Annotated in this window: 12 protein-coding genes and 2 pseudogenes; 11 read left to right on the forward strand and 3 right to left on the reverse strand. The window is 64.3% G+C overall.

Features of this window, described 5'->3' with window-relative positions:
• Positions 1–108 precede the first annotated feature (108 nt).
• The 10 genes from QYQ99_RS12155 to QYQ99_RS12200 all read left to right on the forward strand — a co-directional run bounded on the left by QYQ99_RS12155 (position 109) and on the right by QYQ99_RS12200 (position 11,289).
• Complete coding sequence (locus QYQ99_RS12155; RefSeq protein WP_302093162.1) at positions 109–864, forward strand: FadR/GntR family transcriptional regulator; 756 nt, start codon at positions 109–111, stop codon at positions 862–864.
• A 304-nt stretch (positions 865–1,168) separates the two neighbouring features.
• A complete protein-coding gene (locus QYQ99_RS12160) occupies positions 1,169–2,146 on the forward strand; it encodes a Bug family tripartite tricarboxylate transporter substrate binding protein (protein ID WP_302092873.1) in 978 nt (325 codons plus the stop codon).
• Between the two features lie 41 nt (positions 2,147–2,187).
• Positions 2,188–3,099 carry a 5-dehydro-4-deoxyglucarate dehydratase gene (kdgD, locus tag QYQ99_RS12165; RefSeq protein ID WP_302092874.1) on the forward strand — a complete coding sequence of 304 codons (912 nt, stop codon included), beginning with the start codon at positions 2,188–2,190 and terminating at the stop codon, positions 3,097–3,099.
• A gap of 56 nt (positions 3,100–3,155) precedes the next feature.
• Complete coding sequence (locus QYQ99_RS12170; protein ID WP_302092875.1) at positions 3,156–4,115, forward strand: Bug family tripartite tricarboxylate transporter substrate binding protein; 960 nt, start codon at positions 3,156–3,158, stop codon at positions 4,113–4,115.
• Between the two features lie 250 nt (positions 4,116–4,365).
• Complete coding sequence (locus tag QYQ99_RS12175; protein ID WP_302092876.1) at positions 4,366–5,331, forward strand: 2-hydroxyacid dehydrogenase; 966 nt, start codon at positions 4,366–4,368, stop codon at positions 5,329–5,331.
• Between the two features lie 48 nt (positions 5,332–5,379).
• Positions 5,380–6,717 (forward strand): enolase C-terminal domain-like protein, encoded by a 1,338-nt coding sequence (locus QYQ99_RS12180; protein ID WP_302092877.1) that lies wholly within the window; start codon positions 5,380–5,382, stop codon positions 6,715–6,717.
• Between the two features lie 215 nt (positions 6,718–6,932).
• On the forward strand, positions 6,933–8,381 hold the full coding sequence (locus QYQ99_RS12185) for an aldehyde dehydrogenase family protein (RefSeq protein WP_302092878.1): 1,449 nt from the start codon (positions 6,933–6,935) through the stop codon (positions 8,379–8,381).
• 134 nt (positions 8,382–8,515) lie between these two features.
• On the forward strand, positions 8,516–9,397 hold the full coding sequence (locus QYQ99_RS12190; RefSeq protein WP_302092879.1) for a LysR family transcriptional regulator: 882 nt from the start codon (positions 8,516–8,518) through the stop codon (positions 9,395–9,397).
• 92 nt (positions 9,398–9,489) lie between these two features.
• Positions 9,490–10,200 carry a DsbA family oxidoreductase gene (locus tag QYQ99_RS12195; RefSeq protein WP_302092880.1) on the forward strand — a complete coding sequence of 237 codons (711 nt, stop codon included), beginning with the start codon at positions 9,490–9,492 and terminating at the stop codon, positions 10,198–10,200.
• Between the two features lie 60 nt (positions 10,201–10,260).
• Positions 10,261–11,289, forward strand: coding sequence for a cyclase family protein (locus QYQ99_RS12200; RefSeq protein WP_302092881.1), 1,029 nt, complete (start codon positions 10,261–10,263; stop codon positions 11,287–11,289).
• Positions 11,290–11,325: 36 nt separating this feature from the next.
• Here the strand turns inward: QYQ99_RS12200 and QYQ99_RS12205 are convergent.
• Positions 11,326–11,496 (reverse strand): annotated as a pseudogene (locus QYQ99_RS12205) (LrgB family protein); the annotation flags it as partial.
• Between QYQ99_RS12205 and QYQ99_RS12210 the strand changes: the two are divergent.
• Positions 11,477–11,758: pseudogene (locus QYQ99_RS12210) on the forward strand (aldehyde dehydrogenase family protein); the annotation flags it as partial. The pseudogenes QYQ99_RS12205 and QYQ99_RS12210 overlap by 20 nt on opposite strands.
• 60 nt (positions 11,759–11,818) lie before the next feature.
• Here QYQ99_RS12210 and QYQ99_RS12215 read toward each other — a convergent pair.
• Together QYQ99_RS12215 and QYQ99_RS12220 are read right to left on the reverse strand one after the other, a co-directional pair.
• Positions 11,819–12,085, reverse strand: coding sequence for a hypothetical protein (locus tag QYQ99_RS12215; protein WP_302092882.1), 267 nt, complete (start codon positions 12,083–12,085; stop codon positions 11,819–11,821).
• 406 nt (positions 12,086–12,491) lie between these two features.
• Entirely contained in the window at positions 12,492–13,187 is a 696-nt protein-coding gene (locus QYQ99_RS12220; RefSeq protein ID WP_003059524.1) for an LrgB family protein, read from the reverse strand.

Genomic DNA, 13,187 nt, shown 5'->3' on the forward strand with positions numbered 1-13,187 from the left:
CGAAGTTGAAAGAGGGAGTTTGTGTGGTATGTTGTCGTACAACTGAAAGCCATTATCATCAGGCTTATGAGTACCCAGACATCGGAATTACCCCAATCAACCCCGTCTTTGCCGCTGACGGAGGGGTACGCCCTGCGCAGCAAAACCAGCAAGGGCAGCCGCAGTCTGGCGAATCTGTTGTCCGAGGAGTTCGAGCACAAGATCCGCCAGGGCCTGCTGCATGAGGGCGACAAGCTGCCCACCGAGTCCGAACTCGTGCGCAGCTACGACGTCAGCCGCACCGTGGTGCGCGAGGCGCTGTCCAAATTGCAGGCTGCCGGGCTGGTCGAGACTCGCCATGGCATAGGCACTTTCGTGCTGCCGGCGCGCCAGAGCGCAAGCCCCATGCTCAGCGCGCGCGAGCTCAGCGAGTCCGTCGACGTGCTGGCCGTGCTGGAGCTGCGCATCAGCCTGGAAACCGAGGCTGCAGGTCTGGCCGCCCAGCGCCGCAGCGAAGCCCATCTGCAGGTCATGAGCGAGGCCCTGCAGGAGTTCGAACATCATTTCGCCCTGGGGCACGACACTGTCGAGCACGATCTGGCCTTTCATCTGAGCATCGCGCAGGCCACTGGCAACCGGTATTTCCAGGACATCCTGCAGCACTTCGGCACGCTGCTGATTCCGCGCAATCGCATCTCCTCCATGCATACGCCGGCACGCGACCCCGACTATCTGCGTCGTGTGAACCGTGAGCACGAGGAGATCTATGCCGCCATCGCGCGCCAGGATGCCGATTCGGCCCGCGCCGCCATGCGCATCCATCTGACCAACTCGCGCGAGCGTCTGCGCCTGGCCCAGCGCCTGAGCCTGAGCGCAGAGTCCTGACCCTGAGACCCCGAGAGCCTGGTCCGGGCGGGCGCTTGATGGAAGAGGCTGACCGCAGCGGCTGGCTGCCTGCGGCATGCGGCTGCCACTGTGTCTTCGCTGCGCCGAACACTTGGAAAAGCTTAAAAGTGATAGCTTGAAGAGAGCTTTGGTATTGGGTTTGAAGCCAATTTCATAGATTGAATAGGCGCAAGCCAAAGACTGGGGGCCGGCTGCGACCCGTGCTTACCCTTAGAAGAAATGTCTTGGCGTTCAAAAATACCTAGTTGTATGATGACTGACCACAACAAGGAGACATTTCACCATGGTCCGACGCTCGCACTTTCTGCGCTCTCTGCTGGCCCTGGCGGCCAGCGGTTTGCTGTCGTCCACATTGCTGGCTGCCGATGCTTGGCCGAGCAAGCCCATTCGTCTGGTGGTTCCCTATCCTCCCGGCGGCAGCTCCGACATCATTGCGCGCTCAATCGGGCAGCTGATCTCCCAGGAGCTCAAGCAGACCGTGGTGATCGACAACAAGCCCGGCGCCAATGGCAATCTGGGCGCTGAATTCGTCGCACGTGCACCGGCCGATGGCTATACCTGGCTGCTGTGCGATCTCGGTGCACTGGCCATCTCTCCCTCGATCTATACCAAGCTCAGCTTCGACCCTTCCAAGGCGCTGCGTGGTGCGGCCATGCTGGCTTATTCGCCTCATATGCTGGTGGTACATCCCTCCGTTCAGGCCAGCAATCTCAAGGAGCTGGTGGAGCTGTCCAAGAAGCAGGACCTGAACTTTGCCGTCACTGCATCGGGCAGTGCCCCCCATCTGGCCGGCGTGGAGCTGGCCCGCATCACCGGCGCCAAATGGGTGTACGTGCCCTACAAGGGCGGCGTGCAGTCGGTGCAGGACACGGTGGCAGGCCAGACCCAGGTGCTGATGAACGGCATGCTGGCCACCTATCCGCATGTGCAAAGCGGCAAGCTCAAGCTGCTGGGCATTTCCAAGAACACCCGCATGCCACTGATTGCCGATGTGCCGACGTTGGCAGAGCAGGGCGCACAGGGTTTCGCCTCGGGCACCTGGCAGGGCGTGGTGTTGCCCGCCAAGACGCCTGAAGCCGTGGTGCAGCGCGTGAACCAGGTGCTGCTCGCTGCCATCCGCTCCACCGAGGTCCGGTCTCGCCTGACCGGCCAGGGGGCCGAGGTCGTCACGATGACGCCCGCCGAAACCGACAAATTCTTCAACGCCGAGCGCGCGCGCTGGCGCGCCGTGGTGCAAGCCGCCCAACTGCAGCTGGATTGAGCTGCCAGATCTTTTTTGCTCCCCTCTATTCAAGGATTACCATGACACCCCAACACCTCAAAGACGTGATGAGCTCCGGCCTGCTGTCCTTCCCCGTGACGGACTTCGACGCCCAGGGCAACTTCAATGCCAAGGGTTATGCCGCGCGCCTTGAATGGCTGGCTCCCTATGGCGCCAGTGCCCTGTTCGCCGCCGGTGGAACGGGCGAATACTTCTCGCTGTATGGCGAGGAGTACGGCCAGATCATCAAGACCGCCGTGGATACCTGCCGCGGCAAGGTGCCCATCATTGCTGGCGCCGGCGGCCCCACCCGCACCGCCATTGCCCATGCGCAAGAGGCCGAACGACTGGGCGCCCACGGCATTTTGCTGATGCCTCATTACCTGACCGAAGCCGGCCAGGAAGGACTGATCGCCCATGTGGAGCAGGTCTGTAAGAGCGTGAAGTTCGGCGTCATCGTCTACAACCGCGACCGCTCACGCTTTACGCCCGAATCCCTGGCCATCCTGGCCGAGCGTTGCCCCAACCTGGTGGGCTTCAAGGACGGCCTGGGCAATATCGAGACCATGTCCTCCATCTTCATGAAGATGGGTGACCGTTTTGCCTACCTGGGTGGCCTGCCCACCGCTGAAGTCTATGCCGCTGCCTACAAGGCTCTGGGAACGCCCGTGTACTCCTCTGCCGTCTTCAACTTCATCCCCAGGACGGCGATGCAGTTCTACGAGGCCGTGCGCATCGATGACCAGGCCACGCAGCACAAGCTGCTCAAGGAATTCTTCATGCCCTATCTGAAGATCCGCAACCGCGTCGAAGGCTATGGCGTGAGCATCATCAAGGCCGGTGCCAAGCTGGTCGGCCACGATGCCGGTCCCGTGCGCGCGCCCCTGACCGACCTCAAGCCCGCCGAGATGGAAGAACTCAAGGTCCTGATCGACAAGCTCGGCCCTCAGTAAGACCCGATGCAGGGGTCAGACCAAGAACCGGGCCCCGCGTCTTCAGGAGACAAAGCATGAAAAAAATACTGATCACGCTGGGCGCCACCCTGGCCCTGGCCGCCCAGGCGGCCGGCAACTTTCCCGACAAGCCCGTCAACATCATCGTGCCGTTCCCGGCTGGTGGCTCCACCGACACCGTGGCGCGTGCCCTGGCTCTGAGCATGGGCGAGCAACTGGGCAAGCCCTTTGTCGTGGAAAACCGCCCTGGCGCCACGGGCACCATCGGAGCGGGCGCCGTCAAGCGTGCAGCGGCCGATGGCTACACCTTGCTGGTGGCCTCGCTGGGCCCTTTCGTGGTGACCCCTCATATGGTGAAGAACGTGCCCTATGACGCCGGCAAGGATTTCGACTACATCACCGTTCCCGTGCAGGCGCCCAATGTGCTCGTTGCCAGCCCGACGCAAAAGGCTCGCAGCGTGAGCGAGGTGATTGCCGCGCTCAAGGCCAATCCCGGCAAGATCAGTTTTGCAAGCTCCGGCAATGGTTCCTCGGATCATCTTTCGGCCGAGCTGTTCTGGCAGCAAACGGGTACCGAAGCCGTGCATGTGCCCTACAAGGGCGGAGCACCGGCAATCACCGATCTGCTGGGCGGTCAGGTGGATTTCTCCTTCCAGAACGTCAACGCCGTGCTGTCCCATCTGCGCAGCGGCAAGCTGCGTGCCATTGCCGTGACCGGTAGCCAGCGTTCACCTGTGCTGCCCGATGTGCCCACACTGGCCGAGGCCGGTGTCAAAGGGGCCGAGGTCTATTCGTGGCAAGGCATGGCAGCTCCCAAGGGCCTGCCGGCCGATGTCAAGGCCAGACTGGCCAAGGCCGCCATTGCCGCCCTGCAGCAGCCCGATATCCGCAAGCGCTTTGTGGATCAGGGGCTGGAAATCGTGGGCAACACGCCCGAGGAATTCACGCGCTTCCAGGCCCAGGAGAACGAGCGCTGGAAGCAGTTGATCCAGACCAGAAAAATCACGGCGGATTGACATGCCGCACCGCCTGCGTCGCTTTGCCCCTTCGCCCTTCCTGGCTGCGCCGGAGCCGGGCGGGGCGGCCCGTGCGCGGTGCCCACCACCTCTGCCCGCGCCCGTTGCAAACGGCCTTGAGGACCCCGCGCACGACGGGCCACTGAGATAGAAATGTGGGTTGGCCCACAGGCCATCTCCGCAGGCCTGCCACCCGGCAGGCCCTTTCCACCGGGCTTCAGGCTCCCGCAAATTCCAAGGATTTCCCAGCATGGCGACCACCCGACCACGCGTTCTGCAATACGGCAAGATGCCACTACCCCAGCTCGATGCCGAGCTGGCCCAGACCTATGCGGTGACGCTGCTGTCCGAGCAGACCGACCCCGACCGTTTCCTGGCCGAGCACGGTGCGCAGTTCGAATACCTGGTCACCTCGGCCGCCATGGGCCTGCCTGCGCGCGTGGTCGACGCCTTGCCCAACCTCAAGTTCGTGAGCAGCTTTGGCGTGGGTTTTGACGCCCTCGACAAGGACGCCCTGCTGCGCCGTGGCGCACGTGTGGGCTACACGCCAGGCGTGCTCGACGATTGTGTGGCCGACCTGGCTTTTGCCCTGCTGCTGGACGCCACGCGTGGCCTCAGCGAATCCGACCGCTTCGTGCGCCGTGGCGACTGGAGTCAGAGCCGCTTCGGCATCCGCACGCGCGCCAGCGGCAAGCGCCTGGGCATCTTCGGCATGGGCCGCATCGGCAGCGCCGTGGCGCGACGGGCCTCTGGCTTCGATATAGAAGTGGCCTACTACAACCGCCGCCCCGTCGATGGCTCGCCCCACCGGTACCTGCCTTCGCTGCTGGAGCTGGCACGCTGGGCCGACATCCTGGTCGTCACTGCGGCCGGCGGTGACGGCACACGTCACCTAGTGAATGCCGAGGTGCTGGCTGCCCTGGGCCCTCAGGGCTTTTTGGTCAATGTGGCACGTGGCAGCGTGGTCGACGAAGCCGCCCTGGCCGATGCCCTGGAGAGCAAGCGCATCGCCGGTGCGGGCCTGGACGTGTTCGAGGACGAGCCCCGCCCCCTGCCGGCCCTGCTGGCCCTGGACAACGTGGTGCTGGCCCCCCACATCGCCAGCGGCACGCAAGAAACCCGCCGTGCCATGGCCGACCTGGTGCTGCACAACCTGCAGCAGTTCATCGCCACGGGCCGGCCTGCGGCTGAAGTGCCTTGGTCTGCTGCGCAGTGATCGCCCTGTGATCCCCTTTTTCCTCCGCGTCTGTTGAAGAGCCTTCCTATGTCCACTACCCCGACCATCACCGCCATCGAAGTCATTCCCGTCGCCGGCCGCGACGGCATGCTCATGAACCTCAGTGGTGCCCACGCGCCCTATTTCACCCGCAACATCGCGCTGGTGCACGACAGCGCGGGCCACATGGGGGTGGGCGAGGTGCCGGGCGGCGAAGGCATTCGCCAGGCGCTGGAGGACAGCAAGCAGGTGTTGATCGGCCGCTCCATCGGCCAGCATCTGCAGCTGCTGCAAGAGGTGCAGAAATCCCTCGAAGGCCGTGACACCGGTGGCCGTGGCCTGCAGACCTTTGATCTGCGCATCGGCGTGCACGCCGTGACCGCCATCGAATCCGCCCTGCTGGACCTGATGGGCCAGCACCTGGGTGTGCCCGTGGCCGCCCTGCTGGGCGAAGGCCAGCAGCGCGACCGCGTGGAAATGCTGGGGTACCTGTTCTTCGTGGGCCCCAGTGACAAGACCGGCATGGACTACGTCAAGGCCGGCGAAGACACGCTGGGCACGGACGACTGGACCCAGGTGCGCCACATGACGGCCATGACGCCCGAGACCATCGTGCGCCAGGCCGAAGCCGCCTACGCGCGCTACGGTTTCAACGACTTCAAGCTCAAGGGGGGCGTGCTGGCCGGCGAGCAGGAAGTGGAGGCCGTCACCGCGCTGGCCAAGCGCTTCCCCGACGCGCGCGTCACCCTGGACCCCAACGGTGGCTGGCTGCTCAAGGACGCCATACGCCTGATGCGTGACATGCGCGGTGTGCTGGCCTATGCCGAAGACCCCTGCGGCGCCGAAGGCGGCTTCTCGGGCCGCGAAGTCATGGCTGAATTCCGCCGCGCCACCGGCCTGCCCACGGCCACCAACATGGTTGCCACCGACTGGCGCCAGATGGTGCACGCGCTGTCGCTGCAGTCTGTGGACATCCCTCTGGCCGACCCGCATTTCTGGACCATGGCCGGCTCGGTGCGCGTGGGCCAGACCTGCCGCGATTGGGGCCTGACCTGGGGATCGCACTCCAACAACCACTTCGACATCTCGCTGGCCATGTTCACCCACGTGGCTGCCGCCGTGCCCGGCAAGGTCACGGCCATCGACACGCACTGGATCTGGCAGGACGGCCAGTACCTCACGCAACAACCCCTGCAGATCAAGGGAGGCTTCGTTGAAGTGCCAAAGACTCCCGGCCTGGGCGTGACCGTGGACCGTGCCGCGCTGCAGCGCGCCAACGCCCTGTACATGGAGCACGGCCTGGGCGCGCGTGACGACGCCATTGCCATGCAGCACCTGATCCCCGGCTGGAAGTTCGACAACAAGCGCCCTTGCATGGTCCGGTAGCGCTCCCCCTGAGGCGCTACGCGCCTTCCCCCTCTCTACTCGCTTCGCGAGGGAGGGGGGCATACGGGCAGCCGGCGACACCCTCGGTGCGGGACGGCCCTTGCTCGGTGTCCCTGGCCTGAGCCACGCCGGTGACAAGCGCCATCCCCTGACCGCCACGCCGCTGCGCTTCTCACACTGCCGCCGATCCCCCTATTTTTCTTACGGAGTACCCCATGTCCCGCTACGACAACCTCATCAACGGCCAATGGACGGTCGCCACCACCTACAGTACCAACACCAACCCCAGCGACCTGTCCGATGTGATCGGTGAGTATGCCCAGGGCGGTGCGTCCGACGTGCAGGCCGCCGTGGCCGCCGCCGCTGCTGCGTTCCCGTCCTGGTCCACCTCGGGCATCCAGGCGCGCTTCGACGCCCTGGACAAGATAGGCACGGAGATCCTGGCGCGCAAGGCCGAGCTCGGCGAGCTGCTGGCCCGCGAAGAAGGCAAGACCCTGCCCGAAGCCATTGGCGAAGTCGGCCGCGCCGGCCAGATCTTCAAGTTCTTTGCCGGCGAATGCCTGCGCCTCACGGGCGAGACCGTACCCTCGGTGCGCCCCGGCATCGGCGTGGAGATCACGCGCGAGCCGATGGGCGTGGTCGGTCTGATCACGCCCTGGAACTTCCCCATCGCCATTCCCGCCTGGAAGATCGCCCCGGCCCTGGCCTTCGGTAACTGCGTGGTGCTCAAACCCGCCGATCTGGTGCCCGGCAGCGCCTGGGCCCTGGCCGACATCATCCACCGCTCGGGCCTCCCCGCCGGCGTCTTCAACCTGGTCATGGGCTCGGGCCGCGTCATCGGCGAAGCCCTGGTGAACCATGCCGATGTGGCAGCCATCAGCTTCACGGGCTCGGTGGGCGTGGGCCGCGGCATCGCGGCAGCCTGCGTGGCTTCGGGCAAGAAGGTGCAGCTGGAAATGGGCGGCAAGAACCCCCAGATCGTGCTGGACGACGCCGACCTGGAGCAGGCCGTAGAGCTGTCGGCGCAAAGCGGCTTCTACTCTACGGGCCAGCGCTGCACGGCATCGAGCCGCCTGATCGTCACTGACAAGATCTACCCGGCCTTCATCGAAGCCCTGCAGGCGCGCATGGCGCGCATCAAGGTTGGCGATGCACGCGCTGCGGGCACCGACATGGGCCCCGTGGTCAGCCAGGCCCAGCTGGAGCAGGACCTGGGCTACGTGGAAATCGCCAAGGCCGAAGGCGCGCGTCTGGCGGCCGGCGGCAGCCGCGTCGCCTGCCACACGGGCAGCGGCAAGCAGGGCTACTACATGGCGCCCACGCTGTTTGTGGACACCGAAGCGGGCATGCGCATCAACCGCGAGGAAGTCTTCGGCCCCGTGGCCAGCGTGATCCGCGTCAAGGACTACGACGAAGCCCTGGCCGTGTCCAACGACACGCCGTTTGGCCTGTCGGCCGGCATTGCCACCACCAGCCTCAAGTACGCCACGCACTTCAAGCGCCACAGTCAGGCCGGCATGGTCATGGTCAACTTGCCCACGGCGGGGGTGGACTACCACGTGCCGTTTGGCGGACGCAAGGGATCGAGCTACGGCCCGCGCGAGCAGGGCCGCTATGCCCAGGAGTTCTACACCACGGTGAAGACGGCCTATACGCTGGCGTGATGCTTGGGGCTGTTCAAGCAAGTTGCAAAGCTTGAGTGGCCCATTTTTCAGAAGAGGAGCGAGCATGCCCGGGCCGCGCCGGCCCTGCTGCGAAAGCTGCTACGCTGCGGCCCAGGTTTTCGCTCTTCTCTTCCATGGATTCGCTCACCCCTTTGCGCGCCTTTCGGCGCATTGTTGAACTAGGCAGCATTGCCAGGGCTGCTGATGCACTCGATCTTTCCTCGGCGGCGCTGAGCAAGCAGTTGCGCGCGCTGGAGGCACAGCTGGGTGCGGTGCTGATCCAGCGCACCACGCGCCGCATGAGCCTGACCGATACCGGCCGGGCCTACTACGCCGAATGCTGCCGGCTGCTCGATGGCTTTGACACGCTGGAGAAATCGGTGCGGGCGCAGTCCGAGCTGGTGACGGGGCGGCTGCGCGTGAACGCGCCGCTGTCGTTTGCGCTGAGCACGCTGGCGCCGCTGCTGGCGCGCTTCATGCAGCGCCATCCGCAATTGCAGCTCGATCTGTCCATGGAAGACCGGCTGGTGGACGCCGTGGGCCAGGGCTTTGATGTCTCCATACGCCTGAGCGCCGAGCTAGCGGATTCCTCGCTGATTGCGCGGCGCCTGGCCTCGCTGTCGCAGATGCTGTGTGCGTCACCGGCCTATCTGCAGCAACACGGCCGCCCGGCCAGCACAGCCGAGCTACGCGACCATGCGCTGCTGAATTACAGCCTGGCACAGGCCGACGATGGCTTGCAAGTTCCGAGCGAAGCTCGTGCCAGCGTCAACAACAGTCTTATGTTGCGTGAGTTGCTGGAGGCTGGCCTCGGCATCGGTGCACTGCCGTCCTTTCTGGCCCGGCCCGCCATCGCCCAGGGCCAGCTGGAGGCATTGAGCCTGCAAGACTGGGCAGAGCCGCCACGCCATGTCTATGTGGTCTACCCGACGCAACGTCACCTGCTGCCCAAGGTGCGCGCCTTTGTGGACTTTCTGGCAGAAGAGCTGCCTGCGGCCATGGGCGGCGATTCTTGACGCAGGATTAAGAGTCTCTCAAGCGCAGGCCTCTTACTCCTGCGAGGCCTGCGCCCTACGCTTGCGGTCCATCAGCCATGAAGGACACAAGCATGACGCAATGCCATGATTTTTCCTGCGCTCTGCCCGCGCAGATCGCAGCCCATCCCGCCCCTGGCCCGGTCCTGTCCGCGGCAGCGCAGGCTGCTCCCGTCATCGATTTCTTCCACGACGTGGTTTGCGGCTGGTGCTATGTGATGTCGCCGCGCCTGCGCCAGGTGGCCCGGGAGCTGGGCCTGCGCGTACGTCAGCGCAGCTTTGTGCTGCAAGCTTCCCGCGCCGAGATGGTGGCCCGGTTTGGTTCCATGGAGCAGGCCAAGCAAACCATTCTCGGGCACTGGGAGGCTTGCGCACGGCATGACGACACACAGCGCATCGACATCGAAGGCATGCGCCGCGAAACCTTTGAGTACCCCAGCGGCCTGGCTGGCGCACTGGCCTGCCAGGCTGCCCAGATCCTGGAGGGCGACGAGGCCCACTGGAATCTGTTCGATGCCATACAGCACGCCCATATGAGTGCCCACCGCAACATAGGCGACGCCGAGGTGCTGCTGGACATCGCCACGCACACCGGCTTCGAGCGCAATGCTTTTGCACGCTGCATGGAAAGTGCCGAGGCCTTGAACCTGGTTCACCAGGACCTCGCACTGGCTCAGCACCTGGGCCTGCGCAGCATTCCCAGTGTCATCGTTCCGGGTCTTCCCACGCTGCAGACCCTGCCCCTGGACCAGCTGCGTGAACGGCTGCGCGCCCTGGTGGGTTAAGCCATTCCAGCACTCTTTCATACCCGCGCCGCAAGGTGCACAGCTTCCTAGGAAACACCCATGAACTTCTCTTCACGCGCCCGTGCCCGGCGCTTACCCTCCCTGTTGCTCGCTATGGCAGCAGCGTTCTCCGGCCTGGCTCATGCCCACGGTGGCCACACGCTCCCAGCCGGTGCCAGCCAGGACGTGGGCCGCAGCCCCTGGGGGCCGGGCGACGAGATCGGCCGCCTGAATCTGATCACGCCTGCCTCGCGCGCCGCCATCCTGCAGCGCATCGCAGGCGGCCAGGTCTATGACCTCGCCACCGAGTACTACGTGGGCATGCCCAGCTGGCAGGACGCCGGCGATCCGCACTACCAGTTCTGGATGACGCACACGCCACGCGGCACCGTGGTGGACGACCCCATGAACGTGGGCAAGAGCATGAACGCCACGCGCAGCTACACGGGTACGGCGTTCTCCATGTACAGCCATACGGGCACGCACATCGACGCACTCAACCACTTCGGCATACGCGGCAAGATCTGGAACGGCTTCAGCGCCGACGAGCATCTGGGTGATCGGGGCTGGCAGCGCACGGGCATTGAGAAATTCCCGCCACTGGTGGCGCGCGGCGTGCTGATTGACGTGGCGGCGGCCAAGGGTCTGGACATGCTGCCCGACCAGTACCGGATCACCCGGCAGGACCTCAAGGAGGCGCTGGCACGCCAGAACGTGACGCTGCAAAAGGGCGATATCGTGCTGATTCGCACGGGGCGCATGAAGCTCTACGAGCAACCCCAGGCCTATATGGCCAAACCCCCGGGGCTAGGCCTGGATGCCGCACGCTTTCTGGCCGAGGATGCGGGTGCCATGATCATCGGCGCCGACAACCTGAGCCTGGAGACTTTCCCCTCAGAAGTGGACGATGACTATGTGCCGCTGCACAGCTATCTGCTGGCCCAGCAAGGCATTCCCATCATGGAACTGGTGGCCCTGGACGGTCTCTCGCGCGACAAGGTCTATGAGTTCGCTTTCATTGGAAACCCGCTGAAGATCCGAGGCGGCGACGCCGCGCCGCTGCGCCCGATTGCCATTCCGGTGCGCTGAGAGCGGCGATTGCCGGAGCCAGTCCCCGAGCGCGGCTCAGAAAAACAGTGTCCGCACCCAGGGCGCGGCCAGCACGTTCACGGCACCGGCAATCATCATCACCAGCGATGCCATCACGGCCTGCACCTCGCCGGCCTGGCGCGCCCGGGCCACGCCGCTGCCATGGGCGGCTCCGCCCCAGCTGGCGCCCGTGGCCAGCGTGATCCGCGTCAAGGACTACGAAGAAGCCCTGGCCAACGACACTCCGTTCGGCCTGTCGGCCGGCATTGCCACCACCAGCCTCAAGCACGCCACGCACTTCAAGCGCCACAGCCAGGCCGGCATGGTCATGGTCAACCTGCTCACGGCGGGCGTGGACTATCACGTGCCGTTTGGCGGTCGCAAGTGATCGAGCTACGGCCCGCGCGAGCAGGGCCGGTATGCCCAGGAGTTCTACACCACGGTGAAGACGGCCTATACGCTGGCGTGATGATTGGGGTTGTTCAAGCAAGCTGCAAAGCTTGAACGGCCCACTTTCCTCTAGAACTTGCTATTTTTTCTGGGTTAGGTTGTAAACGATGGCGTGCACAATACCTGGCAGACTGCCCCAATCAAGCAAAAATGCTAACCATGCCAAGCCATTCATGGGATTGTTGGGAAATAAAGAAAACCCAATGAACGCAAGAATTCCGCCGAGCAGGGGTATCCAAGATGGCGACGGTTGCTTTTTTATGAACGCCACATAAAAGCAGCGCCAATTCAGGAATGACAGCCAAGTGCCGACCAGAAGCAACAAAGCGCACAGGACAATCATCATGACAAATAAACACCCACGCCCACAGGAGTCAGAATCATAGGCATCAATCTAGCACTGGCGCTCCCTAGCGCTTGAATCGTGGGAGATTCTGACGTGACTCGCAGTTAGCGCTCATGCAGGTTGTAGCGGCTTGTTTCCCGCGCCAGCAAGACTCTGAAGGCTTGGCAAAAGTTCTATGAATCATAAAAGAAGCCACCGGCCCAAGCTTAGCGGCTGACGCGGGGTTGCAGGTGGCTTTTTTATTTTTAAGATCGCCCCAATGCAGGCTTTCTCTTGCCTGATTCATCGGGGTGCCGCTCAAGATCCGCGGTGGCGACGTCGCGCCGCTGCGCCCGATTGTCATTCCGGTGCGCTGAGGGCTGCGCTTGCCGGAGCCAGTCCCTGAGCGTAGGTAGCGCAGGGCCGGTCAGAAAAACAGTGTCCGCACCCAGGGCGCGGCCAGCACGTTCACGGCACCGGCAATCATCATCACCAGCGATGCCATCACGGCCTGCACCTCGCCGGCCTGGCGCGCCCGGGCCACGCCGCTGCCATGGGCAGCTCCACCCCAGCTGGCGCCCGTGGCCAGCTTGCTGCGGATGCGGGGCAGCACACGCAGCACGGTCTCGCCCAGCAGCATGGCACTGACGCCGGTCAGCAGAACGAACAGGGCCGCCAGATCGGTGGGGCCGCCCAGCACTTTCTCGGCCTCGATTGCAAACGGTGTCGTGATGCTGCGCACGGCCAGGCCTTTTTGCAGCGCCTCGGAAAGGCCGAACATATCGGCAAACGCAATGGTGGTGGATATGGAGACCAGGCTGGCCACGACCACGCCGGTGGCTATCGACATCCAGTGCTTGCGCAGCAGCTTGCGGTTCTCGTACAGAGGCAGTGCAAATGCCACCGTAGTGGGGCCCAGCAGCCAGACCAGCCAGTGGGTCTGGGCAATGTACTGCGGGTAGCTGACATGGGTCAGCAGCGACAGGCCGATCAGCACCATGGGGGTGGCGACTATGGGCATCAGCAACGGGTGGGGATGCTTGCGATACAGACGCTTGTTGACCCAGTAACAGGCCACGGTGGCCAGCAGCGACAGCAGGCCGATGACTTCATTCGACAGCAT

This window comes from Comamonas testosteroni (assembly GCF_030505195.1).
In the GTDB taxonomy this organism is placed as follows: Bacteria; Pseudomonadota; Gammaproteobacteria; order Burkholderiales; family Burkholderiaceae_C; genus Comamonas; species Comamonas testosteroni_G.

Excerpts from the sequence above, each read along its gene's own strand:
- QYQ99_RS12160 (WP_302092873.1), top strand. The coding sequence starts at position 1,169 with ATGGTCCGACGCTCGCACTTTCTGCGCTCTCTGCTGGCCCTGGCGGCC.
- kdgD (WP_302092874.1), top strand. The coding sequence starts at position 2,188 with ATGACACCCCAACACCTCAAAGACGTGATGAGCTCCGGCCTGCTGTCC.
- QYQ99_RS12170 (WP_302092875.1), top strand. The coding sequence starts at position 3,156 with ATGAAAAAAATACTGATCACGCTGGGCGCCACCCTGGCCCTGGCCGCC.
- QYQ99_RS12175 (WP_302092876.1), top strand. The coding sequence starts at position 4,366 with ATGGCGACCACCCGACCACGCGTTCTGCAATACGGCAAGATGCCACTA.
- QYQ99_RS12180 (WP_302092877.1), top strand. The coding sequence starts at position 5,380 with ATGTCCACTACCCCGACCATCACCGCCATCGAAGTCATTCCCGTCGCC.
- QYQ99_RS12185 (WP_302092878.1), top strand. The coding sequence starts at position 6,933 with ATGTCCCGCTACGACAACCTCATCAACGGCCAATGGACGGTCGCCACC.
- QYQ99_RS12190 (WP_302092879.1), top strand. The coding sequence starts at position 8,516 with ATGGATTCGCTCACCCCTTTGCGCGCCTTTCGGCGCATTGTTGAACTA.
- QYQ99_RS12195 (WP_302092880.1), top strand. The coding sequence starts at position 9,490 with ATGACGCAATGCCATGATTTTTCCTGCGCTCTGCCCGCGCAGATCGCA.
- QYQ99_RS12200 (WP_302092881.1), top strand. The coding sequence starts at position 10,261 with ATGAACTTCTCTTCACGCGCCCGTGCCCGGCGCTTACCCTCCCTGTTG.
- QYQ99_RS12215 (WP_302092882.1), bottom strand. The coding sequence starts at position 12,085 with ATGATGATTGTCCTGTGCGCTTTGTTGCTTCTGGTCGGCACTTGGCTG.
- QYQ99_RS12220 (WP_003059524.1), bottom strand. The coding sequence starts at position 13,187 with ATGCTGTCGAATGAAGTCATCGGCCTGCTGTCGCTGCTGGCCACCGTG.